This is a genomic window from Rugamonas sp. GW822-FHT03B10, assembly GCF_058801745.1.
Map to the genome: position 1 here is coordinate 133,005 of NZ_JBXANP010000009.1, position 21,375 is coordinate 154,379.

Consider the following 21,375-nt stretch of genomic DNA (forward strand, 5'->3'; position numbering starts at 1 on the left):
GACCCTTAGAATGTGCGTGGTTTCGGTTTGAAGGTGTCGACCGTCAGCGGCTTGGTGACCACCGGCTTGTAATCCAGACGGTTGCCTTCGGAGAACCACAGGGTGTGTTTCATCCAGTTGTCGTCGTCGCGGTTAGGGAAATCGCTGTGCGCGTGGGCGCCGCGCGATTCCTTGCGGGCCACGGCCGAGGTGATGGTGGCCTTGGCCGTCTCGATCAGGTTGTCCAGCTCCAGCGCTTCCACGCGGGCCGTGTTGAACACCTTGGATTTGTCCTTGAACGACACGTGCTTGCGGCGCTCGTCGAGCTTCATGATCTCGGCGTAGCCCTGTTTCAGCAGGTCGTCGGTGCGGAACACGCCGCAGTATTTCTGCATCGTGGCGCGGATGTCGTTGGCGACGCCCTGCACCTTTTCCGAACCGGTCGAGGTTTCCAGCTTGTTCAGACGGTTCATCGCGTAGTCGGCGGCGTCCTTCGGCAGCGGTTTGTTTTCCTTCTGCTTCAGGTTCGAGGCGACCACGTGGTTGCCGGCCGCGCGGCCGAACACCACCAGGTCCAGCAGCGAGTTGGTGCCCAGGCGGTTGGCGCCGTGCACCGACACGCAGGCGCATTCGCCGATCGCGTACAGGCCGTTGACCACTTTCTGGGTCCCGTCGCCGGCCGGGGTGACCACCTGGCCGTGGATGTTGGTCGGAATACCGCCCATCTGGTAGTGGATGGTCGGCACGACGGGGATCGGTTCCTTGGTCGCGTCCACGTTGGCGAACTTGTGGCCGATTTCCAGAATCGACGGCAGACGCTTCTGGATGGTGTCGGCGCCGATGTGGCGCAGGTCCAGCATCACGTGATCCTTGTTCGGACCGCAGCCGCGGCCTTCCTTGATCTCCTGGTCCATCGAACGGGACACGAAGTCGCGTGGCGCCAGATCCTTCAGGGTCGGTGCGTAGCGTTCCATGAAGCGCTCGCCTTCCGAGTTGATCAGGATGCCGCCTTCGCCGCGCACGCCTTCGGTGATCAGCACGCCCGCGCCGGCCACGCCGGTCGGGTGGAACTGCCAGAATTCCATGTCCTGCAGCGGCAGGCCGGCGCGTGCCGCCATGCCCATGCCGTCGCCGGTGTTGATGAAGGCGTTGGTGGAGGCGGCGAAGATACGGCCGGCGCCGCCGGTGGCGAAGATGGTGGTCTTCGCTTCCAGGATCATGCATTCGCCGGTTTCCATCTCCAGGGCCACCACACCGACCACGTCGCCGTCGGCGTCGCGGATCAGGTCCAGCGCCATCCATTCGACGAAGAAGTGGGTGCGGGCGCGCACGTTGCGCTGGTACAGCGTGTGCAGCAGGGCGTGGCCGGTACGGTCGGCCGCGGCGCAGGCGCGCTGCACGGCTTTCTCACCGAAGTTGGCGGTGTGGCCGCCGAACGGACGCTGGTAGATGGTGCCGTCCGGGTTGCGGTCGAACGGCATGCCGAAGTGTTCGAGCTCGTAGACGACCTTCGGTGCTTCGCGGCACATGAATTCGATGGCGTCCTGGTCGCCCAGGTAGTCGCCGCCCTTGACGGTGTCGAACATGTGCCAGAACCAGTTGTCCTCGGCCATGTTGCCCAGCGAGGCGCCGATGCCGCCCTGCGCCGCCACGGTGTGCGAGCGGGTCGGGAACACTTTCGACAGCACGGCCACGTTCAGGCCGGCCTCGGCCAGTTGCAGCGATGCGCGCATGCCGGAGCCGCCGGCGCCGACGATTACCGCGTCAAAGCGGCGGGTTGGGATTGCAGATTTGAATGCTGCCACGATTAAACACTCCAAAGAATTTGCACAGCGTAGAATGCGCAAGCGAGCAGCCACACGATGGTGGCGATTTGCAGGGTCAGGCGCAGGCCGACGGGCTTGACGTAGTCCATCCAGATGTCACGCACGCCAACCCAGGCGTGGTAGAACAGGCCGAACAGGGTCACGGCGCTGAACAGCTTGAACCATTGCTGGGCGAACAGGCCGGCCCAGCCTTCATAGCTGAAGTTGCTGCCGGTCAGGAACGACACCAGCAGGGTGACGGTGTAGATCACCATCAGGATGCCGGTCATGCGTTGCGCCAGCCAGTCCTTCAGGCCGTAGTGGGCGCCCACGACGAGGCGCTTAGGTCCGACGTTATTTTGTGCCATCAGAAGACTCCAAACAATTTGAGGGCGACCAGGGCGGTCAGGGACAGGCTGATTGCCAGCACGACAGCGGCCGACTGGCGGGCCGACAGTTTGTCCAGGCCGAAGTGCAGGTCCATGAACAGGTGGCGCACGCCGGCGCAGAAGTGGTGCATATAGCCCCAGACCAGGGCCAGGATGATCAGCTTGACGATCGGTTGCGAGGCGATGCCCTGCAGATAAGCGAACGTCATTTCCGACAGCAGGCTTTGCTGCAGCAGGTAGAGCACGAATGGCAGCAGGGCGAACATCATGAAGCCGCTGATGCGGTGCAGGATGGAGACGATGCTGGCCAAAGGCATACGGTAGTTGGACAATTCCGTAACGTGGATATTGCGGAATTCGGGCCGTTCCTTTTTAGGCGCTTCCCTGACGGCTTCTGACATAACAAACCTCCCTTTGATCTTAGACAAAATGTTGCGAGACTGCGATTTTCGCTTATTTCGCAGCTACCACCAATATCTATTCCTACATATAACAAAAATAGTGTTTTACAACACTGTCAGGCGGCTACATTTTGTAGCTCATCGTATTATCAGTCCATCAACACCAAGGTTGCCGGTGCGGCGGGCTGGTCAGGCGCCGCGAACGGCGCCCCTGTCTCCAAACTCTCTGCGCTCAGTTCAATCCACTCAGTTCAGCTCATTCTGGTAGTGGTGGTGCGCCGTCAGGTACAGGCCGCGCCGCAGCTCCACCGGTTTGTCGCCGTAGGTGAACGACACGCGCTCGGCGCACAGCAGCGGCGTGCCCTCGGCGATGCCGAGCAGCTCGGCGGCGGCGCCGTCGGCGCACACGGCGCGGATCTTCTCGGCCGCGCGGATCATGCGCGTGCCGAACTCCGATTCGAACAGGCCGTACATCGGCCCCTTGTATTCCATCAAGCGCTCGGCCGTCAGTCCCTTGAAGGTCTGCCCCGGCAGCCACAATTCCTCGACGATGGTGGGCACGCCGTCGAAAGCTTGCACGCGCTTGATGAAGATCAAGGCGTCGCCCGTCTTCATGTCCAGCAGCCGGGCCACGTCGGCCGGGGCGCGGATGCGCTTGACTTCGATGATCTTGCTTTCGGGATAGTGCGGCACGCCCTCGTCGGGCATCAGGCGCAGGAAGCGGAAATGGGCGCGCGCCTCGTGGTGGGTGGACACGAACGTGCCCTTGCCCTGGCGCCGCATGACGAGGTTCTCGGCGGCCAGCTCGTCGATGGCCTTGCGCACCGTGCCCTGGCTGACCTTGAAGCGGTTGGCCAGCTCGACCTCGCTGGGGATCAGTTCGCCCGGCTTCCACTCGCCCGACTGCAGGCTTTGCGTGATCAGGGCCTTGATTTGCTGGTACAGTGGCGAAAAAGTGGGCGAGCTGCCCGCTGCCGGCGCCGGGCTCGCGGCCGGACCGGCCGTCCCGCTGACGGCTGTGTTGTTCTGGTTTTGGTTGGGCGGGGCGGGATTCATAGACCACGATTTCACCACAAAAGCCCCTTCCCGTCCAGCAAAAACCTGTCTAGTTATGTGTCTTATATAAGACATAAGATAGGATTGACAGATGCCAAGCACGCGCCTACACTCGCCAGGCTAGCGTTTTCAGGACCTGTGGCGACGCCCCCATCGACCCGCCCCAGGCATCCCGAAAGGCAACGCCCGAACGCCGCCGGGGACAGCAGCACGTCGCCGGCCACCGCCGAAACATGGGCCAGGCGGCCCGTGCAGGGCGCTGGTTTTGGTATCATTACTGTTTTCCCCGCCGGCGCGAGCTGGTCGTCAGCTTAGACAGAACGTTTTCATTCCCAACTTGGAGATTCATCATGGCTAAAACCCCAATGCGTGTTGCAGTGACCGGCGCCGCCGGCCAGATCGGCTACGCCCTGCTGTTCCGCATCGCCAACGGCGACATGCTCGGCAAGGATCAACCAGTGATCCTGCAACTGCTGGAAATCAATGACGAGAAAGCCCAGAAAGCGCTGAAAGGCGTCATGATGGAAATCGACGACTGCGCGTTCCCGCTGCTGACCGAGATGACCGCCCACTCCGATCCGATGACCGCCTTCAAGGATGTCGACGTGGCCGTGCTGGTTGGCGCCCGTCCGCGCGGCCCAGGCATGGAACGCAAGGACCTGCTGGAAGCGAACGCCCAGATCTTCACGGTGCAGGGCAAGGCGCTGGACGCCGTCGCCTCGCGCAACGTGAAAGTGCTGGTGGTGGGCAACCCTGCCAACACCAACGCCTTCATCGCCATGAAATCGGCCCCTTCGCTGCCAGCGAAGAACTTCACCGCCATGCTGCGCCTGGACCACAACCGCGCCCTGTCGCAAGTGGCCGCCAAGACCGGCACCGCCGTCAAGGACATCGAGAAGCTGTGCGTGTGGGGCAACCACTCGCCGACCATGTACGCCGACTACCGTTTCGCCACCGTGAACGGCAAATCGGTCAAGGAACTGATCAACGACCAGGAATGGAACGCCAACACCTTCCTGCCGACCGTCGGCAAGCGCGGCGCCGCCATCATCGAAGCGCGCGGCCTGTCGTCGGCCGCCTCGGCCGCCAACGCCGCCATCGACCACATCCACGACTGGGTGCTGGGCACGGCCGGCAAGTGGACCACCATGGGCGTTCCTTCGGATGGCTCGTACGGCATCCCTGAAGGCACCGTGTTCGGCTTCCCTGTCACCACCGAAAACGGCGAATACAAGATCGTTCAAGGCCTGGAAATCGATGCCTTCTCGCAAGAGCGCATCAACCTGACCCTGAAGGAACTGACCGAAGAGCGCGAAGGCGTCAAGCACCTGCTGCCGTAATGCCCTCCCGTGGACCCGGTTGAACAACCGATCCGCCGCACCCGCCGCGCCGCCCCGAGCGACGCGGCGGGTTTGCATTTAGACTCCCCTGTTTCCACTTCCTCCACTCCCCCTACCCGCATGCATCCATCCGAGGTTTTATTCCAGGGCAATCGCCAGCCGCTGTTGCTGCCCGTGTGCGACCACTACGCCGGCTCCGAGAAGCTGATGCGCAAGTCGATTGCTTTGCAACAAGAACTTGGCCCCGTGTTCGACATCACCCTCGATTGCGAGGACGGCGCCAGCGCCGGCAACGAGGAGGCGCACGCGCGCCTGGTGGCCGAGCTGCTGGCCTCCGACGACAACAAATTCAACCGCATCGGCGCCCGCGTGCACGACGTGGCCAGCCCGCACTTCGCGCAGGACGTGGCCATCATCTGCGCCGCCGCGCCCAAGCTGGCCTATCTGGTCTTGCCCAAAGTCAACAGCGCACGCGAGACCAAGGACGCCATCGCCCTCGTCAACCGCCACGCCAAAGCGGCCGGCCGCAGCGGCCTGCCGATCCACGTGCTGATCGAGACCCACGGCGCGCTGCACGAGGTGCACGCGATCGCCGCCCTGCCCCAGGTCGAATGCCTGTCGTTCGGCATCATGGACTTCGTCTCGGCCCACTACGGCGCCGTGCCCGGCAACGCCATGCGCACGCCGGGCCAGTTCGTCCACCCGCTGGTGGTGCGCGCCAAGCTGGAGATCGCGGCCGCCTGCCACGCGCACGGCAAGGTGCCGTCGCACAACGTGACGACGGAAATCAAGGACACGGCCGTGGTGGCCAACGACGCCCAGCGCGCGGCGGCCGAATTCGGCTACACACGCATGTGGAGCATCCATCCGACCCAGATCAAGCCCGTGATCAAGGCCTTCACGCCGCGCGTGTCGGAGGTGCACGAGGCCGCAGCCATCCTGCACGAGGCGGCCCAGGTGCAGTGGGGCCCGATCTCGTTGAATGGACGCTTGCATGACCGCGCCAGCTACCGATATTATTGGACCGTTTTACAACGGGCCAGACTGGCCGGGCTCACGCTGCCCGAGTCGGTGGCCGCCATGATCAACAACGGTCCCAGCGACCCCACCAAGGAGGCATAACCATGTCCATCTCTAAACTTTTCCTGGCATGCAGCCTCGCGCTCGCTTCCCTGACCCTGGCCACCAGCGCCCAGGCGGAAGTGAAAAAGCCGGCCAAACACAAGGTCCACAAGGCCGACGCCACCGCCGCCGCGGCCAAGACCGGCGACGAGGACGCCGACGAGCCGACCGTGACCGGCGCCACGGTGGTCGATTTCGACTGCGAACTGGGCAACAAGATCACGCTGTACAAGAACGACGCCGACGACAGCCACATCGCGCTGCGCTGGAAAAAGCGCCTGATGCGCCTGACCCGCGTGGGCACCACCACGGGCGCGCAGCGCTTCGAGAACAAGCTGCTGGGCCTGGTGTGGATCGGCATCCCCGCCAAGAGCATGCTGCTGGACTCCAAGGGCGGCCACCAGCTGGCCAACGAATGCCGCAACGCTGAACAGAGCAAGACCGTCGGCCTGGCCGCACCCACCGCCGACGGCAAGCTGTAATTGAAGCTGTGCTAGCACTGGCGGCGCCACTTCCGGCGCCGCGTCGTACCGTATTTCCTGCGATCAATAATAGACGAACCCCCGAAGGAGAAGTCATGTCCCGCAACACTCTGAACACGCTGAAGGATTTCACCATCTCGGCCGGCAAGAAAGGCAAGTTCCATTCGCTGCCGGCCCTGGAAAAGAGCCTGGGCACCAATATTTCCCGCCTGCCGGTATCGATCCGCGTGGTGCTGGAATCGGTGCTGCGCAACTGCGACGGCAAGAAGGTGACGGAAGAGCACGTCAAGCAGCTGGCCAACTGGGGCGCCACCGCCGAGCGCACCGATGAGATCCCGTTCGTCGTGGCCCGCGTGGTGCTGCAGGACTTCACTGGCGTGCCGCTGCTGGCCGACCTGGCCGCCATGCGCAACGTGGCCAGCAAGATGGGCATCAACGCCAAGAAGATCGAACCGCTGGTGCCGGTCGACCTGGTGGTCGACCACTCGGTCACCATCGACCACTTCCGCGAAAAAGGCGCGCTGGACCTGAACATGAAGCTGGAGTTCTCGCGCAACAACGAGCGCTACCAGTTCATGAAATGGGGCATGCAGGCGTTCGACACCTTCGGCGTGGTGCCGCCCGGCTTCGGCATCGTGCACCAGGTCAACCTCGAATACCTGGCGCGCGGCGTGCACAAGACCGACGACGGCGTGTACTACCCGGACACCCTGGTGGGCACCGACTCGCACACCACCATGATCAACGGCATCGGCGTGGTCGGCTGGGGCGTGGGCGGCATCGAGGCCGAGGCCGGCATGCTGGGCCAGCCCGTCTACTTCCTGACCCCGGACGTGATCGGCGTCAACCTGACCGGCGCGCTGCGCGAGGGCTGCACCGCCACCGACCTGGTGCTGACCATCACCGAACTGCTGCGCAAGGAAAAAGTGGTCGGCAAGTTCGTCGAATTCTTCGGCGAAGGCACCGAGACGCTGTCGCTGACCGACCGCGCCACCATCGCCAACATGGCGCCCGAATACGGCGCCACCATGGGCTTCTTCCCGGTGGACGACGCCACCATCGCCTACTTCGAGGGCACCGGCCGCACCAAGGCCGAGATCGACGCGTTCGCCAACTACTTCAAGGCCCAGGGCCTGTACGGCGTGCCCAAAGCCGGCGAGATCGACTACACGCGCGTGGTGGAACTGAACCTGGGCAGCGTGACGCCCTCGCTGGCCGGCCCCAAGCGTCCGCAGGACCGCATCGAGATCGGCAACGTCAAGAACAACTTCACCGAGCTGTTCTCCAAGCCCACCACCGAGAACGGCTTCAACAAGAAGGCCGCCGACCTGGGCCAGACCTACACCACCAGCAACGGCGTGAACGTGAAGAACGGCGACGTGCTGATCGCCGCCATCACCTCGTGCACCAACACCTCGAACCCGAGCGTGCTACTGGGCGCCGGCCTGCTGGCCAAGAAGGCCGTCGAAGCGGGCCTGACGGTGGCGCCGCACATCAAGACCTCGCTGGCCCCCGGCTCGCGCGTGGTGACCGAATACCTGACGGCCGCCGGCCTGCTGCCCTACCTGGAGCAACTGGGCTTCGGCGTGACGGCCTACGGCTGCACCACCTGCATCGGCAACGCCGGCGACCTGACGCCGGAACTGAACGCCACCATCACCGCCAACGACATCGTGGCCTCGGCCGTGCTGTCGGGCAACCGCAACTTCGAGGCGCGCATCCACCCGAACATCCGCTCCAACTTCCTGGCCTCGCCGCCGCTGGTGGTGGCCTACGCCATCGCCGGCAACATGACGGTGGACCTGATGACCGAACCCGTGGGCAAGGGCAAGGACGGCAAGGACGTCTACCTGGGCGACATCTGGCCGACCTCGGCCGAGATCGGCAAACTGATGAAGTTCGCCATGAACTCGAAAGTGTTCAAGGCCAACTACGCCGACGTCAAGGGCAATCCGGGCAAGCTGTGGGAGAACGTGTCCTCCACCGAGGGCCAGGTCTACAACTGGCCGGCCTCGACCTACATCGCCGAGCCGCCGTTCTTCGAAGGCTTCGAGATGACGCCGAAGGCGGCCGCCACCGGCATCACCGGCGCGCGCGCGCTGGGCGTGTTCGGCGACTCGATCACCACCGACCACATCTCGCCGGCCGGCTCGATCAAGGAAGACGGCCCGGCCGGTAAATGGCTGCTGGCCAACGGCGTGATGAAGGCCGACTTCAACTCCTACGGCTCGCGCCGCGGCAACCACGAGATCATGATGCGCGGCACCTTCGCCAACGTGCGCATCAAGAACAAGATGATCCCGCCGAAGGCCGACGGTTCGGCCGTGGAAGGCGGCATCACGATCCACCAGCCGTCGGGCGAACAGATGTCGATCTACGACGCGGCCATGCAGTACGTGGCCGAGGGCACCCCGACCATGGTGTTCGGCGGCGAGGAGTACGGCACCGGCTCGTCGCGCGACTGGGCCGCCAAGGGCACCCAGCTGCTGGGCGTGAAGGCCGTGATCGCCCGCTCGTTCGAGCGCATCCACCGCTCCAACCTGGTCGGCATGGGCGTGCTGCCGCTGCAGTTCCTCGGCAACGACAGCGTGGAATCGCTGGGCATCACCGGCAAGGAAACGTTCGACCTGAAGGGTCTGGAAGGCGAGATCAAGCCGCAACAGCAGGCCACGCTGGTGATCCACCGCGCCGACGGCTCGACCCGGGACGTGCAGCTGCTGCTGCGCATCGACACGCCGATCGAAGTCGACTACTACAAGCACGGCGGCATCCTGCCATTCGTGCTGCGCCAGCTGCTGGTCGCCTAAACAGCGCCAACGCAGACCACAAACCGGGGTCAGGTCATCCCATCAGGCAACATGCGCGTTGGCATGTTGCCTGATGGGATGACCTGACCCCGGTTTTTTATTTAGCCCATGAAGGCGGCCGGCACCGGCTCCTCGCCCAGCGCGTTGCGCAGCACGGCCCAGTGCATGGCCTCGTCGCCGAGGATGCTGGCGGCGGCCTTGGCCAGCTCGCGGTCGCGGAACAGCGGCACCGCGCCCAGGTAGGCGCTCACGGCGCCCTTCTCCAGCCCGGCCGCGAAGCGCAGTACGTCGGTCTGGGTCTTCAGCGTGTCGACCGGGAAGTCGTACTTCGCCTTGGCCTCGACCGGCTTGCCGCCCAGCTTGACGATGGTGGCCGACAGGATGCCCGCGTGGGCCTTGTGGTGGCCCTGGAACGTGACGGCCAGGTCCAGCGTGGGCTTGAGCAGCAGCCCGCTGTCGGCGCCCAGCTGGTAGGCGGCCACCGCCTCCAGCTCCGCGCCCAGCGCCGTGTTCAGGATCTGGAGGTCGGACGGGGTGGCGGCGCCCTTGGCCGCCAGCGCGTCGCGCCCGGCCAGCAGGGCCACGGCGGCGCCCGACAGCAACAGGCCGGACTGGCCCAGGAACAGGCGCCGGGGTTGGGCTTCGCGCCGGGTGGCGCCATCTTGATTGGTCAGAAAAGACATGGTGATTCTCCTTGGTGAGGGTGCTGCATGAAATCGCGGCCGGCGGCCGTCACAAGCGCGCCAGCACGCCGGCGACGATGCGGTCGCAGCGCTCGCCGTCGAACCCGAACGCGTCCTCCAGCGCCAGATCGACCTGCTGCGCCAGCGCGGCCCGCAACAGGCTGCGCGCGCGGAAGTAGCGGCTGCGCACGGTGGCCTCGGGAATATCGAGGCAGGCCGCCACTTCGTCGCCGCTCATCTCCTCCACCGCGCGCAGCATGAACACGGTGCGGAAGGCGTCCGGCAACTGGTCGATCGACTGCTCCAGCAACTGGCGCATCTGGGTCCGCATGGCGGCGTTTTCGGGCGTGTCGTGGGCGCCGTCGCTCATATCCTGTTCCTCCGTTGGTTCGGCCATGCCGTCTAACCGGATCACCTCGGCGCGCCGGCGCCCGCGCCGCGCGCGCGCCAGCGCCTCGTTGACGACGATGCGCGTGAGCCAGGTGCCCAGTTTGGCGTCGCCCCGGTACTGGCCGATGGCGCCGTAGGCCAGCAGGTAGGCCTCCTGCAACGCATCCTCGGCCTCGGCGTCGTCGCGCAGGATGCTGCGGGCGGCGCGGTACAGGCTGCGGTTGTAGCGCCGCATCAGGATGGTGAAGGCATCGCGCTCGCCGGCCGCCACGCGCCGCGCCAGTTCGGCGTCGGGCAGGTCGGGCATCGGCGGTTTCAGGTCTGGCTGCATGGTGGGGCTCTCTGTCAGCTGGGTGGTTATGCCGCATTAGATGCACGCTGGCGGCGTGGCGTTCCCGGCGTTCGGCAAAAAACGCGCGGACCGGGGACGATTGCCTGATTATCCAGCGAATCCACTACAATACGGGGGATAAGGGTTATCATCTGCCTGACTGATATCCAATCCGCTTTTTTCACTTTATCGAGAGCTTTATAGCGCTATGCGTCGTCCATCAAAAGATTCATCCCATAAATTGTCTGCCGAGAGCCAACGCCTCGTCGCCTATGCCCAAGCCGTGGGGCAGGCGGCCAGTCGTATCGAAGAGCGGGCCTGGGAACACAGCCTCGATGCGCAGCTCCAGAAACTCCTCAAGACCGGCCACCAGGACACCATCGACACCACGCTGGGCAACCTGTTCAAGCAAGACCTGAACGCCTACGACGTGCTGATGGATGGCGTGGAGGCGGTCAGCGAGTCCGCCGCCATCACGCAGGACGTGGAAGGCGTGCCGCACCAGTACGACGTGCTGCTGGTGGCCGCGCCCATCCTGGCCTGGACCCGCTTCGTCATCGCATCCGGCCCCATCCCGGCCGACATCCTGGCCACGCTGTCGACCCACTTCTCGGCCCACCTGCTGGCCGACGGCGCGCAGATGGCCATGTCGCCCACGCTGTACTCGATCGACCAGCTGCCGCGCACCCACGTGGAAACCTACGGCAAGACGCTCAAGCTGGGCCAGGCCGCGCTCAAGGGTTCCACGCTGAAGGCCGAGACCAAGATCCCCGAGACGGCGCCGTTCCTGGCCGACACGCGCTACCTGCTGGTGGCCGTGGTCGCCCCCACGGGCGCGCCGCTGTTCCGCTGGCAGATGCCGGCCCACCAGGCCAACTTCAGCGCCGAGCGCGCGACCGCGCTGGAACAATGGCGCACCCAGGCCATGCCGACCGTGGCGCGCCTGCTGCCGGGCTGCGGCATCGAACTGCTGCTGCCGGAGGCCTACTACATGGCCTGCCGCGAAGCGGACAAGCTGATCCGCCCGGTGTCGATCCGCGCCGCCGTCCACTACCTGACGCACACGCTGGCGGTGGAACCGTCCGAGCTGCGCGCCGTGATCGCCGGCTTCGGCGAGGAATCGGCCGACGGCCAGATCGACGAGTACCGCATCGCCTTCACCCAGCGCCAGAGCACGGACGTGGTCTACGGCGTCGTATGGCCGCTGTACGGCCAGGAGGACGAGGAAGGCACGCCGCCCGAAGGCCCGGGACAGGCCGGCGCCGACGGCCCGCTGGCCAAGCCGGTGACGCCGGTGGACGAGATCGTGCGCTGCCTGAACGAGGCCGGCGTGACGGTGGTGAAGAAGCACAACGAGCGCTACGTGATGGAGTTCTGCGACGACTGCGGCGCGCCGCTGTTCGCTGATCCCACGGGCGAACTGGCCCACGCGGAAATGCCGGAAGACGCGCCCACGGGCACCGAGCACTTCCACTGATCCAGCGCCCGGCGTCCACCACAACCCCCGCCAACGTGCGGGGGTTTTTTATTGCCCGCCACGGCGCCACGCCGTGCCGGAACTGAACAAGTCATGGTCCGTATCGGCACACCTGCCGCCCCGTCTGCCCTTGGCGCGAACGGTATGTTTCTTGCATGCATGCCATCCAAGGAGAATGGAATGGCCACATCAAGAGCGATGGCGGGACAGTTGCCGGCGCGCTTCCGGCGCCTCAGCCTGCGTACCCGCATCAGCCTGCTGTTGACGGCGGTGACGGCCTGCCTGACGCTGGCGCTGGGCGCGGTCTGGCTGCAGGCGACGCGCACCAGCATCGACGAGGAGATCACGGCCGGCACCCGCGTGTGCGAGCAATGGCTGACCGTGCTGTCGGGCGAACTGCGCGACCGGCCCGACGCGGCGGCCGAAGCCCGTTTGCTGGAACGGCTGCAGGCGGCCGGCCGCATCCGGGCCAACGCGCTCAACGCGCTCGACGCCAGCGGCCATTCGCTGTACGTGTCGCCGGCGTCGCACTACAAGGCCGGACGCGACGCGCCGGCCTGGTTCGCGCGCCTGCTGGACCCGCACGTGCCGCCGCGCCACATCAGCGCCGGCACGCTGACGCTGGTGCTGACCCCCGACCCGTCGCGCGCCAGCGTGGACGCATGGGACAGCGCGCTGACGATGGCGCTATGGGCCGGCGCCCTGCTGCCGCTGCTGTTCCTGGCCACCGGCCGCCTGCTGGACCGCACCTTCGCGCCGCTCGAACAGATCCGGCACGCGCTCGAACGCACGGGGCAGGGACAATTCGACCTGCGCCTGCCGGTCTACAGCGCGCGAGAACTGAACCTGCTGGCGCACGCCTACAACGGCATGGCCGACCGCCTCAACGAGGCCGTCAACGACAACGTGCGCCTGCACGGCGAACGCGAACTGGCGCAGCAGATGCACACCCGCCTCGCGCGCGAACGGCGCAGCATCGCCCAGGAGCTGCACGACGAACTGGCGCAGGGCATCACGGCGGTCCGCGCGCTGGCCGGCGCCATCGTCCAGCGCACCGGCGACCAGGCCGCGCTGCACGGTCATGCGCAGAGCATCGTCGCCGTCACCAACGACATCCAGCAAGGCATCCACCACATCCTGCAGCGGCTGCGCCCACCGGGCGACGACGCGGCCAGCCTCGGTCAGGCCGTGCAACGCCACCTGGTGCAATGGCGCCAGCACTACCCGCAGGTGGAACTGCAAGTCGAACTGTGCGACGACGGCCTGCGGGTGGACGACGCGCTGGCCGTGGCGGTGCTGCGCATCGTGCAGGAGGGGCTGACCAACGTGGCGCGCCACGCGGACGCGGCGCAGGTGCGGCTGACGCTGCGGCTGCGCCGCCAGCCCGACGGCGACTGGCTGGAGTTGACGCTGGCCGACGACGGACGTGGCCTGCCGCCCGGCGCCGGCCAGCCCCACGGTTTTGGCCTGCGCGGCATGCGCGAACGGGTGCTGGCGCTCAAGGGCGAGCTCACCATCACCAGCCGTGCGGGCCACGGCGTGCGCCTGCACGCGCGGTTGCCGGCCTACGGCATCAAGATCGACCAGGCAATCTGAATCGGAAAATGAGGAAGCACCGATGAATACGACATTGAACAACGTGACGGTCCTGCTGGCCGACGACCATGCCATCGTGCGCATGGGATTCCGCCTGCTGCTCGAAGGCGCCGGCGCGGCCCTGGTGCGGGAGGCCGACAGCGGCGAGAGCGCGCTCGCCCTGTACGAGCAGGCGCCGCCGGACGTGCTGGTGATGGATATTTCCATGCCCGGCATGGGCGGCCTGGCGGCGCTGGCGCGCCTGCTGGCACGCGCGCCCGGCGCGCGGGTGCTGATGCTGTCGGCCTACCACGAGAGCATCGTGCCGATGCGCGCGCTCAAGGCCGGCGCGCTCGGCTACCTGAGCAAACGCTGCCAACCGGACGAGCTGGTACGGGCCGTGCGGCAGGTCGCGCAGGGACGGCGCTACCTCGACCCGGAGCTGGCGCAGGCCGTGGCGCTGGCCAACCTGAGCGGCGACGCCGACCCGGCCGGCGCCTTGACGGAGAAGGAGATGCTGGTGTTCCTGCAGCTGGCGCAAGGCCGCTCGGTGAACGCGGTGGCGCAGGATTTCCACCTGAGCCCCAGCACCGTGGGCACCCACCTCTACCACATCAAGCAAAAACTCAACATCAGCAACGCGTCCGAAATGACGATGGTCGCGCTGCGCAGCGGCCTGCTGACGGTGTGACGGCTGGCGCGGTGGCGGCTGGCGTGGTGCGGGCCGGCGTCAGGTGCGCAGCCAGCCCTTGTCGCAGGCCACGTCCAGGAAGGCCAGCGTGCCCTGCTCCACCTCGCCGGACGGGCCGGGAAATGCCTGCATCAAGTCGGCCACGATGGCCGCCACGTCGCGCTGGCCGTCGCAGCGGCGCATGATCTCGCTGGCCGAGCCATTGAGCTTGACCAGACCTTCGGGATACAGCAGCAGCCAGGCGGCCTGGCTTTCCTCCCAACGGAACACGTAATGCGGCGCGAGGCGGGGAATGGCGTGGGTGGGCAGTGGCATGATGCGCTCGAAAAAGGAAGGGAGAAAGGAAGCGGCGCGGGGCCGCTTCCGGTGGCGCTTAGCGCGTGTAGACGTAAGCCGTCACTTCAAAGCCAAGACGGATTTCGCAGTAGGCGGGGGTTTCCCAGTTCATTGTGTATCTCCTCGATGGATGGTCAGCGGAGTGCTGTACCTGCGACCAGTATCGCCGCGCCGGCTCGGCCGCGCCAACGGCGCCCAGCCAAACGCGCCTCGCGATTTTCATGAGTTTGGGACCGGCCGCGCCAGTCCGGCCAGCAGCGGCGGCAGACAGGCGGCGCCCTGCTCGACAAAGGCGCGGTGGACCTGGATGCCGTCGGCCCCGGCCCGCAGCGCCGCGCCCACGTCGTCCGCGCTGCGCATGCCGCCCACGGCCACCAGCGCGGCGGCGCCGTCGATGGCGGTGGCCCAGTCGTGCAACCACGGCAGGCGCGACGCATGCTCGGGCAAGACCGTCACCAGCGCGTCGAAGCCGGCCGCCAGCGCGGCCCGCGCCGCCGCGCTCAACGACGACGCCGCGACCGGCAGCTTGAGCGCCAGCCCCACGCGCCGGCCGGTGGCCGCGCACAGCCTGGCGCGCTCGCCGGCGACGGTGGCCAGCGCGGCGCCGACCAATGCGTCCTGCGCGGGCAACAACAGGGGACGGTACGCGGCCGCGCTCAGGTTGAAGCACAGGTAATCGGCCACCGGCCACGCGCCATGCATGCCGGCCAGCCATTGCGCGGCCAGCGCGTCGGGCGGGACATCCGCGTTCATGCCCAGCCCGATGCCGATCCGGGCCCGGCCCGGCTGCGCCACCACGGCCGCCAAGCGCTGCGCCAGCGCCGCCACACCCGGCTGCCCGCCCGGTCCCGGCAACGGCGCGGCGGTGCCGAATTCCACCCCGGCGAAGCCGCAGGCCAGCAGCGACGCGGCGCGGCCGCCGTCGCGATCGATGCCACCGGCCAGTCCGGGGCGTTCGCGCAGTGCGCGCAACCAGCCGTTCATCCCATCCTCCGCATGAAATCGGCCATGCAGGCGGTGAGCGCGTGCACGCCCTCCTCCGGCATGGCGTTGTACAGACTGGCGCGCAAGCCGCCGAACAGACTATAGCCGCGCAGGTTGTGCAAGCCCCATTGCGCGGCCTGGGCGATGAAGCGTTCCGTCAGCGCCGGCTCGGCCAGCTCGAAGCGCACGTTGACGGGCGAGCGATGGCCGGGCGCCACCGGCGCGCGGAAAAATCCGCCGCTGCCGTCGATCGCGTCGTACAGCAGGGACGCCTTGCGCTGGCCCGCCGCCTGCATCGCCGCCAGCCCGCCCTGCTGCGCGATCCAGCCGAACATCATGCCGGCCAGTTCGATGGCCAGCGTCGGCGGCGTGTTGACGCGGCCGCCCTGCGCCGCCTGCAGCCGGTAATTGAACACCGCTGGCGCCAGCGGCGCGGGACGGCGCAGCAGATCGTCGCGCACGATCACCACCGTCATGCCGGCGATGCCGAGGTTCTTCTGCGCCGCCGCGTACAGCAGGCCGAAGCGCGCCACCTCCAGCGGCGCCGTCAACAGGCAGGAAGTGACGTCGGCCACCAGCGGCACGGCGCCGCAGTCGGGCAAGGCCGGATAGGCGATGCCGTCGGCCGTTTCATTGGGCGTGATGTGGCAGTAGGCGCAATCGTCGGGCAGCTGCCAGCGGCCCACGGGTGGCGCCGCCAGCGCCTGCGCGCCCGGATGGCGGGCGGCGACGGCGACGTCGGCGTAGCGCCCCGCCTCGCGCATCGCGCGCTGCGACCAATGGCCGGAGTCGGCATAGGCGACGTGGCTGGCCTCGCCCAGCAGATTCAGAGGCACCATGGAGAACTGCTGGGTGGCGCCGCCGGCCAGGAACAGGATGTGGTAATTGTCGGGCACGGCCAGCAGCGCGGCCAGGCGCGCGCGCGCCAGCGCCAGCGCGGCGCCGAACGCGGCGCCGGTGAATGGGCGCTCGAGCGCGGTGGCGCCGTCGTCGGCGCGCGCGAACCACTGTTCGCGCACCTGTTCAAGCACGGCGGCCGGCAACTGGGACGGGCCGGCCGCGAAGTTATAGACGGTGTTCATCCGGGCAGCGTCAGGCCGCCATGCGCGCCGGCCGCCATGAAGAACAGCAGCGGCACCGAGAGCATGGTGTTGGTGCGCGACGACAGGTGGCTGATGCGCGCGCAACGCAGCCGCTCCTCGACCGTGGCCGGCACCAGGCCGAGCACCTTCTGCTGGTGCGGCCACAGCACGAACCAGACATTGAGCATCATCAGCGTGCCGATGTACATGCCGATGCCGATCGGCGCGAGGCCGCCGTGCAGTTGCAGCGCATAGGGCAGCGCGCCGCGCTGCCACAGCATCAGCAGACCAGCGCTCCAGGTCACCACCGAGGCCCAGCGGAACACGCCGTGTTCGCGGTTGAGCATGGCCTGGAAGCGCGGACTGGTATCACCGCTCAGATCCGACGCCTTGAGCGGCACGTAGACGGGGCGCTGCACCACGCTCGAATAATTGTGGCCCACCCACACCACGCCGGCCAGAAAGTGCAACCAGCGCAGCGCGAGGGCGAAGTGTTCGGCATCCATGGCGGCCTCAGAGCCAGCCGTGGCGCAGCAGCGCCACCAGCAAGGCCGTCAACAGCGCGCCGCACAGCAGCGTGGCGAGGGCGTGATCGTAGGGGTGGCGCATTCAATCCTCCATGAAGGCGGTGGACATGACGCCGGGGGCGCGCTTGACCAGCGGTTTGCGGAAGCGCAGCGGCCGCGTCGCGCTGTGCACGGCCGCCTGCATCAGGTGGTGGTGCGGCGAACGGTCGCAGGCCGGATCGGTGTTGCCGGCATCGCCCGTCAGCAGGAAGGCCTGGCAGCGGCAACCGCCATGGTCCTTCTCGCGCTCGTCGCAGCTGCGGCAAGGTTCGGGCAACCAGTCCAGCCCGCGGTACTTGCGGAACAGCGGCGACTCGTTCCAGATCCATTCCAGCGGACGCTCGCGCACCGAGACGAACTCCAGGCCGGGCACCGAGCGCGACTCCTGGCACGGCATCGCCACGCCATCCGGCGCGATGGTCAGGTGGATGGCGCCCCAGCCGTTCATGCACGCCTTGGGACGGCCCTCGTAGTAATCGGGGATCACATAGTAGATGGCCATCTGCTTGCCCAGCCGGGCGCGCCACTCCTGCACCACCGCCTCGGCCGCGCGCAGGGCGGCCAGCGTGGGCATGAGTTCGTCGCGGTTGATCAGGGCCCAGTTGTAGTACTGCAGGTTGGCCAGTTCCAGGTATTCGGCGCCCAGATTGGCCGCGTACGCGATCATGGCGCCCACGTGGCCGATGTTCTGGCGGCCGACCGGCATGTTCAGCACCATCGGCATACCGAGCGCCTTGATGCGGCGCGCCGCGTCCAGCTTGGCCTGGTGCGCCCTGGCGCCCACCAGTTCATCGGTGAGGGCGGCGTCGGTCGACTGCATCGACAACTGGATTTGCTTGAGACCCGCCTGTTTGAGGGCCAGCAGGCGCTCCTCGGTCAGGCCGACGCCGGAGGTGATCAGGTTGCTGTACAGGCCGATCTGCTCGGCATAGGCCACCAGCTCCTCCAGGTCGCGCCGCTGCAGCGGCTCGCCGCCGGTGAAGCCGATCTGCAGCGCACCCAGCGCGCGCGCCTCGCGCATCACGCGGCGCCACTCGTCGGTGGTCAGTTCGCGCTGCGTGTAGTCCTCGAAATCGAGCGGGTTGCTGCACCACGAGCACTTGAGGGGACAGCGGTAGGTGAGCTCCAGGGCAAGCCACAACGGCTTGCCCTGGCCGTCGAGGCGCAGTGCGGTCGGTGTTTGCGGCATGGCGCGGGCCCTTTCCAAAATGATGCGGTCCGGGACATCCGGACCTGAGCATCAATTATCGGGCGCCGCGCGCGGCGGCAATACGGGAAAGCCGGGAATCGGGGCTCGCGATCGGCTGCACTGCGGCCTAGCGATTTTTGCTAGCCGCGCCGATGGGCGCACTCCACGCTCAGGTGGCCGGGCACGCGCTGTCCAGGCCGAACGGCGAGCCGGCTTGCGGCGCATCGGGCGGCGGGAAGGCGTGGCGGAACGTGAATGCCAGCTCGGTCGGTCCCTGCGCGCGCAGCTGCGCCAGCTTCGCGACCGCCTCGGTCACGGTGGGCCGATGGCCGGCGCGGACCCACCACAGCACCACGTAAGCGTCGCGCATGCGCTCGAACCATTCCTTGCGGCGCCGCATGATCTCGACATGGGCCGTGCCATAGACATACGTGTTCAGTGCATCCACGTCGCGCCAGACGGACATGTTGATGATGGTGTCGTCGCCCATCGGACGCAGGGCCGTCGCATCGCCCTCCTCCGTCTGCAAGCGCCACACGAAACCGGGCGAACTTTCCGCCAGTGCGTTGATACGGTCCAGGTTGGCCACAAAGTCCGCCATGACGGGCGAATCGAGCGGTTCCTTCATCACGGCGATGTTCAACTGCGCTAGTTCATATGCGGACATACTTACCCCTCCCAAAATATTATCAGGATGTTACAACATTTTGATCATGGAGCTTGCATGCAACTGAACCAGCGCCAGCGGTAAGGCAGCGCTATTTGGCTGGCTCGCGGGTATCTGGAGGGAGGTTGTAGATGATGACCGGCGGCGGCGCCACCTGTTGGGTAACGGCTTGCGGCGCGGGCGCCGGCGGCGGCCGCAAGTCACGCGACGCAGCGAAATACAGACCGCCAAAGCCGAGGAACATGCCTATCATGGACGCCAACATCCACCGATGGGTATCGGTGGACATCTTGTACATGTCGGCGCGCAAGGCTTCGATGTCCGCCTTCGTCGCCAACGTCGGCAGGATGGAATTGAATTGCGCCTCAAGCGCGGTAAGCCGTTCGTCCATTCCTCCAGCCTAGACCAAAACGCGCGGTCTTACCAGCTGGTGTAGGGATGGCGGATCAGGTTGGCGTTGAGGTAGCGCACGTCCGACGTCACCTCCTCGCCCAGCCAGTCGGGCTTGTCGAAGGCCTCGTCCTCGCTGCCCAGCTCGATCTCGGCCACCACCAGGCCGGCGTTCGCGCCGAGGAACTCGTCGACCTCCCACACATGGCCGCCGAGGGCGATGCGGGTCCGGTACTTCTCGATCAGCGGCTGCTCGCACAGGCCGTCGAGCAGCTCGGCCGCGTCGGCCAAGGGGATCGGGTATTCCCACTCGCCGCGGCTGGCACCCACCGTGCGGCCCTTGATGGTCAGCATGGCCTGCTGTCCTTCGATGCGCACCCGCACCACCCGCTCCTTGTGCGAGGACAGGTAGCCCTGCCGCAGCAGCACCGGCTGGCCCAGCGCGCGCCAGCCGTCGCCGCGCAGCAGGAACTTGCGTTCGATCTCGACGCCCATGCTCAGTCCAGCGACAGCAGGATCGGTTGCAGGATGGCCGCGCCCAGCGCCTTGCTGCGCGCGCCGTTCCAGCCCACGTGCGGATCGGGCAGGTCGGCGTTGTCCTTGAACGGCATCTCCAGCGTCAGCGACAGGCAGCCGAAGTGGTGGCCCACATACTTCGACGCCAGCGTCAGCATGTCCTCCTTGTACTTGCTGGCCGCGTAGCCGTACTTGTCCTGGAAGTCCGGGCTGGCCTGCTTGTAGCGGTCGATGAAGGCCTGCTGCGCGGCGCGGCGTTCGTCGCTGAAGTTCTCCAGCATCTCGTTACCGGCCACGAAGTTGTACGGCAGCGCCTCGTCGCCGTGGATGTCGAAGAACATGTCGATGCCCGTCTCGTGCATCTTCTGCTTCACCACCAGCACTTCCGGGCTGCGCTCGGCGGTGGGCGTCATCCACTCGCGGTTCAGGTTGGCGCCGGCCGCGTTGGTGCGCAGGTTGCCGCGCACGGAGCCGTCCGGGTTCATGTTCGGCACGATGTAGAACACGCAGCGCTGCAGCAGCTTGCGGGCGATCGGATTGGCGTCGTCCAGCAGCGCATCGATCATGCCCTCGATGAACCATTCGGCCATCGACTCGCCCGGATGCTGGCGCGCGATGAACCAGATCTTCTTCTCCGCCTTGGGGTCGCCGACCACCACCAGGTTCATGTCGCGGCCGTCGACCGTGCTGCCCAGGTCCAGCACGCGCGCCACCGGGTTCTCGGCCACCTCGCCCAGCAGGCGCAGGTGGCGTTCGTACGAGTACGGCTCGAAATAGGCGTAGTACACGCTGTCGAGGTCCGGCGTGTGGTGGATGGTCATCACCTGGCCGTCGAACGAGGTCGGCACCTGGAACCAGTTCTCGCCGTCGTAGCTGGCGCGCGCCTGGTAGTCCTCGTAACCCTTGGCGTAGGTGGCCGCGCCGGCGTTCAGGAACTTGATGGTGCAGGCCTGGCCGCGCGCGCCCTGCAGGCGGAAGTGGAACCACTGGCGGATGTCGGCGGCGTTGTCCTGGCGCAGTTGCAGTTCGATGGCGGCGGCGCTGTCCGCGCGCAGCACCTCGATGGCGCCGGAGTCGAAGTTTTGGCTGATTTTGATGGTCATTGCTGGTTCCGTGT

The 21,375-nt window shown here is 66.7% G+C and carries 23 protein-coding genes; 7 read left to right on the top strand and 16 right to left on the bottom strand.

Annotation, left to right across the window (positions count from 1 at the left end):
- Positions 1-5: 5 nt before the first annotated feature.
- From sdhA to AC1RQG_RS16400, 4 genes are all read right to left on the bottom strand, one after another.
- A complete protein-coding gene (sdhA, locus tag AC1RQG_RS16385; protein WP_493133072.1) occupies positions 6-1,784 on the bottom strand; it encodes a succinate dehydrogenase flavoprotein subunit in 1,779 nt (592 codons plus the stop codon).
- 2 nt (positions 1,785-1,786) lie between these two features.
- Positions 1,787-2,152, bottom strand: a complete 366-nt coding sequence (sdhD, locus tag AC1RQG_RS16390; protein ID WP_493133073.1) for a succinate dehydrogenase, hydrophobic membrane anchor protein — start codon at positions 2,150-2,152, stop codon at positions 1,787-1,789.
- Positions 2,152-2,574 carry a succinate dehydrogenase, cytochrome b556 subunit gene (gene sdhC, locus AC1RQG_RS16395; protein ID WP_493133074.1) on the bottom strand — a complete coding sequence of 141 codons (423 nt, stop codon included), beginning with the start codon at positions 2,572-2,574 and terminating at the stop codon, positions 2,152-2,154. Before sdhC ends, sdhD begins: the two co-directional genes overlap by 1 nt.
- Before the next feature lie 246 nt (positions 2,575-2,820).
- Complete coding sequence (locus tag AC1RQG_RS16400) at positions 2,821-3,630, bottom strand: GntR family transcriptional regulator (RefSeq protein ID WP_493133075.1); 810 nt, start codon at positions 3,628-3,630, stop codon at positions 2,821-2,823.
- A gap of 350 nt (positions 3,631-3,980) precedes the next feature.
- Here AC1RQG_RS16400 and AC1RQG_RS16405 point away from each other — a divergent pair, with 350 nt between their 5' ends.
- The 4 genes from AC1RQG_RS16405 (at position 3,981) to acnA (ending at position 9,381) form a co-directional block, all read left to right on the top strand.
- Positions 3,981-4,970, top strand: coding sequence for a malate dehydrogenase (locus tag AC1RQG_RS16405; RefSeq protein WP_493133076.1), 990 nt, complete (start codon positions 3,981-3,983; stop codon positions 4,968-4,970).
- A 120-nt stretch (positions 4,971-5,090) separates the two neighbouring features.
- On the top strand, positions 5,091-6,092 hold the full coding sequence (locus AC1RQG_RS16410; RefSeq protein ID WP_493133077.1) for an HpcH/HpaI aldolase/citrate lyase family protein: 1,002 nt from the start codon (positions 5,091-5,093) through the stop codon (positions 6,090-6,092).
- 2 nt (positions 6,093-6,094) lie between these two features.
- The gene (locus AC1RQG_RS16415; RefSeq protein ID WP_493133078.1) at positions 6,095-6,574 is read left to right on the top strand and encodes a hypothetical protein; all 480 of its coding nucleotides are present in this window, start codon (positions 6,095-6,097) and stop codon (positions 6,572-6,574) included.
- A 95-nt stretch (positions 6,575-6,669) separates the two neighbouring features.
- Positions 6,670-9,381: an aconitate hydratase AcnA gene (gene acnA / locus AC1RQG_RS16420; RefSeq protein ID WP_493133079.1), complete on the top strand. Its 2,712-nt coding sequence runs from the start codon at positions 6,670-6,672 to the stop codon at positions 9,379-9,381.
- Between the two features lie 101 nt (positions 9,382-9,482).
- On the opposite strand, the gene AC1RQG_RS16425 is transcribed toward acnA, so the two are convergent.
- Together AC1RQG_RS16425 and AC1RQG_RS16430 are read right to left on the bottom strand one after the other, a co-directional pair.
- Positions 9,483-10,064, bottom strand: coding sequence for a ferritin-like domain-containing protein (locus tag AC1RQG_RS16425; protein WP_493133080.1), 582 nt, complete (start codon positions 10,062-10,064; stop codon positions 9,483-9,485).
- Between the two features lie 49 nt (positions 10,065-10,113).
- On the bottom strand, positions 10,114-10,785 hold the full coding sequence (locus tag AC1RQG_RS16430; protein WP_493133081.1) for an RNA polymerase sigma factor: 672 nt from the start codon (positions 10,783-10,785) through the stop codon (positions 10,114-10,116).
- Positions 10,786-10,993: 208 nt separating this feature from the next.
- On the opposite strand from AC1RQG_RS16430, the gene AC1RQG_RS16435 reads away from it, so the two are divergent.
- From AC1RQG_RS16435 to AC1RQG_RS16445, 3 genes are all read left to right on the top strand, one after another.
- On the top strand, positions 10,994-12,262 hold the full coding sequence (locus AC1RQG_RS16435) for a DUF2863 family protein (protein ID WP_493133082.1): 1,269 nt from the start codon (positions 10,994-10,996) through the stop codon (positions 12,260-12,262).
- Positions 12,263-12,442: 180 nt separating this feature from the next.
- A complete protein-coding gene (locus tag AC1RQG_RS16440; RefSeq protein WP_493133083.1) occupies positions 12,443-13,858 on the top strand; it encodes an ATP-binding protein in 1,416 nt (471 codons plus the stop codon).
- Positions 13,859-13,880: 22 nt separating this feature from the next.
- Complete coding sequence (locus AC1RQG_RS16445; RefSeq protein WP_493133084.1) at positions 13,881-14,528, top strand: response regulator; 648 nt, start codon at positions 13,881-13,883, stop codon at positions 14,526-14,528.
- A gap of 39 nt (positions 14,529-14,567) precedes the next feature.
- On the opposite strand, the gene pqqD is transcribed toward AC1RQG_RS16445, so the two are convergent.
- From pqqD to AC1RQG_RS16495, 10 genes are all read right to left on the bottom strand, one after another.
- Positions 14,568-14,843: a pyrroloquinoline quinone biosynthesis peptide chaperone PqqD gene (gene pqqD / locus AC1RQG_RS16450; protein WP_493133085.1), complete on the bottom strand. Its 276-nt coding sequence runs from the start codon at positions 14,841-14,843 to the stop codon at positions 14,568-14,570.
- Positions 14,844-14,901: 58 nt separating this feature from the next.
- Positions 14,902-14,976, bottom strand: a complete 75-nt coding sequence (pqqA, locus tag AC1RQG_RS16455; RefSeq protein ID WP_182155479.1) for a pyrroloquinoline quinone precursor peptide PqqA — start codon at positions 14,974-14,976, stop codon at positions 14,902-14,904.
- A 107-nt stretch (positions 14,977-15,083) separates the two neighbouring features.
- Entirely contained in the window at positions 15,084-15,848 is a 765-nt protein-coding gene (locus AC1RQG_RS16460) for a hypothetical protein (RefSeq protein ID WP_493133086.1), read from the bottom strand.
- Positions 15,845-16,930 carry a 3-phosphoserine/phosphohydroxythreonine transaminase gene (gene serC / locus AC1RQG_RS16465; protein ID WP_493133087.1) on the bottom strand — a complete coding sequence of 362 codons (1,086 nt, stop codon included), beginning with the start codon at positions 16,928-16,930 and terminating at the stop codon, positions 15,845-15,847. Before serC ends, AC1RQG_RS16460 begins: the two co-directional genes overlap by 4 nt.
- The gene (locus AC1RQG_RS16470) at positions 16,927-17,436 is read right to left on the bottom strand and encodes a urate hydroxylase PuuD (RefSeq protein ID WP_493133088.1); all 510 of its coding nucleotides are present in this window, start codon (positions 17,434-17,436) and stop codon (positions 16,927-16,929) included. Before AC1RQG_RS16470 ends, serC begins: the two co-directional genes overlap by 4 nt.
- 103 nt (positions 17,437-17,539) lie before the next feature.
- On the bottom strand, positions 17,540-18,685 hold the full coding sequence (gene pqqE / locus AC1RQG_RS16475; protein ID WP_493133089.1) for a pyrroloquinoline quinone biosynthesis protein PqqE: 1,146 nt from the start codon (positions 18,683-18,685) through the stop codon (positions 17,540-17,542).
- A gap of 169 nt (positions 18,686-18,854) precedes the next feature.
- A complete protein-coding gene (locus AC1RQG_RS16480; protein WP_493133090.1) occupies positions 18,855-19,352 on the bottom strand; it encodes a DUF3291 domain-containing protein in 498 nt (165 codons plus the stop codon).
- Between the two features lie 91 nt (positions 19,353-19,443).
- Positions 19,444-19,743 (bottom strand): hypothetical protein, encoded by a 300-nt coding sequence (locus AC1RQG_RS16485; RefSeq protein WP_493133091.1) that lies wholly within the window; start codon positions 19,741-19,743, stop codon positions 19,444-19,446.
- Positions 19,744-19,772: 29 nt separating this feature from the next.
- Complete coding sequence (locus AC1RQG_RS16490; protein ID WP_493133092.1) at positions 19,773-20,237, bottom strand: CYTH domain-containing protein; 465 nt, start codon at positions 20,235-20,237, stop codon at positions 19,773-19,775.
- A 2-nt stretch (positions 20,238-20,239) separates the two neighbouring features.
- Positions 20,240-21,361, bottom strand: a complete 1,122-nt coding sequence (locus AC1RQG_RS16495) for a M14 family metallopeptidase (protein ID WP_493133093.1) — start codon at positions 21,359-21,361, stop codon at positions 20,240-20,242.
- Between the last annotated feature and the right edge of the window lie 14 nt (positions 21,362-21,375).

What these genes read in the sequence shown, in the direction of transcription:
- sdhD (WP_493133073.1), bottom strand. Translation starts at nt 2,152, where the DNA reads ATGGCACAAAATAACGTCGGACCTAAGCGCCTCGTCGTGGGCGCCCAC.
- sdhC (WP_493133074.1), bottom strand. Translation starts at nt 2,574, where the DNA reads ATGTCAGAAGCCGTCAGGGAAGCGCCTAAAAAGGAACGGCCCGAATTC.
- AC1RQG_RS16400 (WP_493133075.1), bottom strand. Translation starts at nt 3,630, where the DNA reads ATGAATCCCGCCCCGCCCAACCAAAACCAGAACAACACAGCCGTCAGC.
- AC1RQG_RS16405 (WP_493133076.1), top strand. Translation starts at nt 3,981, where the DNA reads ATGGCTAAAACCCCAATGCGTGTTGCAGTGACCGGCGCCGCCGGCCAG.
- AC1RQG_RS16410 (WP_493133077.1), top strand. Translation starts at nt 5,091, where the DNA reads ATGCATCCATCCGAGGTTTTATTCCAGGGCAATCGCCAGCCGCTGTTG.
- AC1RQG_RS16415 (WP_493133078.1), top strand. Translation starts at nt 6,095, where the DNA reads ATGTCCATCTCTAAACTTTTCCTGGCATGCAGCCTCGCGCTCGCTTCC.
- acnA (WP_493133079.1), top strand. Translation starts at nt 6,670, where the DNA reads ATGTCCCGCAACACTCTGAACACGCTGAAGGATTTCACCATCTCGGCC.
- AC1RQG_RS16425 (WP_493133080.1), bottom strand. Translation starts at nt 10,064, where the DNA reads ATGTCTTTTCTGACCAATCAAGATGGCGCCACCCGGCGCGAAGCCCAA.
- AC1RQG_RS16430 (WP_493133081.1), bottom strand. Translation starts at nt 10,785, where the DNA reads ATGCAGCCAGACCTGAAACCGCCGATGCCCGACCTGCCCGACGCCGAA.
- AC1RQG_RS16435 (WP_493133082.1), top strand. Translation starts at nt 10,994, where the DNA reads ATGCGTCGTCCATCAAAAGATTCATCCCATAAATTGTCTGCCGAGAGC.
- AC1RQG_RS16440 (WP_493133083.1), top strand. Translation starts at nt 12,443, where the DNA reads ATGGCCACATCAAGAGCGATGGCGGGACAGTTGCCGGCGCGCTTCCGG.
- AC1RQG_RS16445 (WP_493133084.1), top strand. Translation starts at nt 13,881, where the DNA reads ATGAATACGACATTGAACAACGTGACGGTCCTGCTGGCCGACGACCAT.
- pqqD (WP_493133085.1), bottom strand. Translation starts at nt 14,843, where the DNA reads ATGCCACTGCCCACCCACGCCATTCCCCGCCTCGCGCCGCATTACGTG.
- AC1RQG_RS16460 (WP_493133086.1), bottom strand. Translation starts at nt 15,848, where the DNA reads ATGAACGGCTGGTTGCGCGCACTGCGCGAACGCCCCGGACTGGCCGGT.
- serC (WP_493133087.1), bottom strand. Translation starts at nt 16,930, where the DNA reads ATGAACACCGTCTATAACTTCGCGGCCGGCCCGTCCCAGTTGCCGGCC.
- AC1RQG_RS16470 (WP_493133088.1), bottom strand. Translation starts at nt 17,436, where the DNA reads ATGGATGCCGAACACTTCGCCCTCGCGCTGCGCTGGTTGCACTTTCTG.
- pqqE (WP_493133089.1), bottom strand. Translation starts at nt 18,685, where the DNA reads ATGCCGCAAACACCGACCGCACTGCGCCTCGACGGCCAGGGCAAGCCG.
- AC1RQG_RS16480 (WP_493133090.1), bottom strand. Translation starts at nt 19,352, where the DNA reads ATGTCCGCATATGAACTAGCGCAGTTGAACATCGCCGTGATGAAGGAA.
- AC1RQG_RS16485 (WP_493133091.1), bottom strand. Translation starts at nt 19,743, where the DNA reads ATGGACGAACGGCTTACCGCGCTTGAGGCGCAATTCAATTCCATCCTG.
- AC1RQG_RS16490 (WP_493133092.1), bottom strand. Translation starts at nt 20,237, where the DNA reads ATGGGCGTCGAGATCGAACGCAAGTTCCTGCTGCGCGGCGACGGCTGG.
- AC1RQG_RS16495 (WP_493133093.1), bottom strand. Translation starts at nt 21,361, where the DNA reads ATGACCATCAAAATCAGCCAAAACTTCGACTCCGGCGCCATCGAGGTG.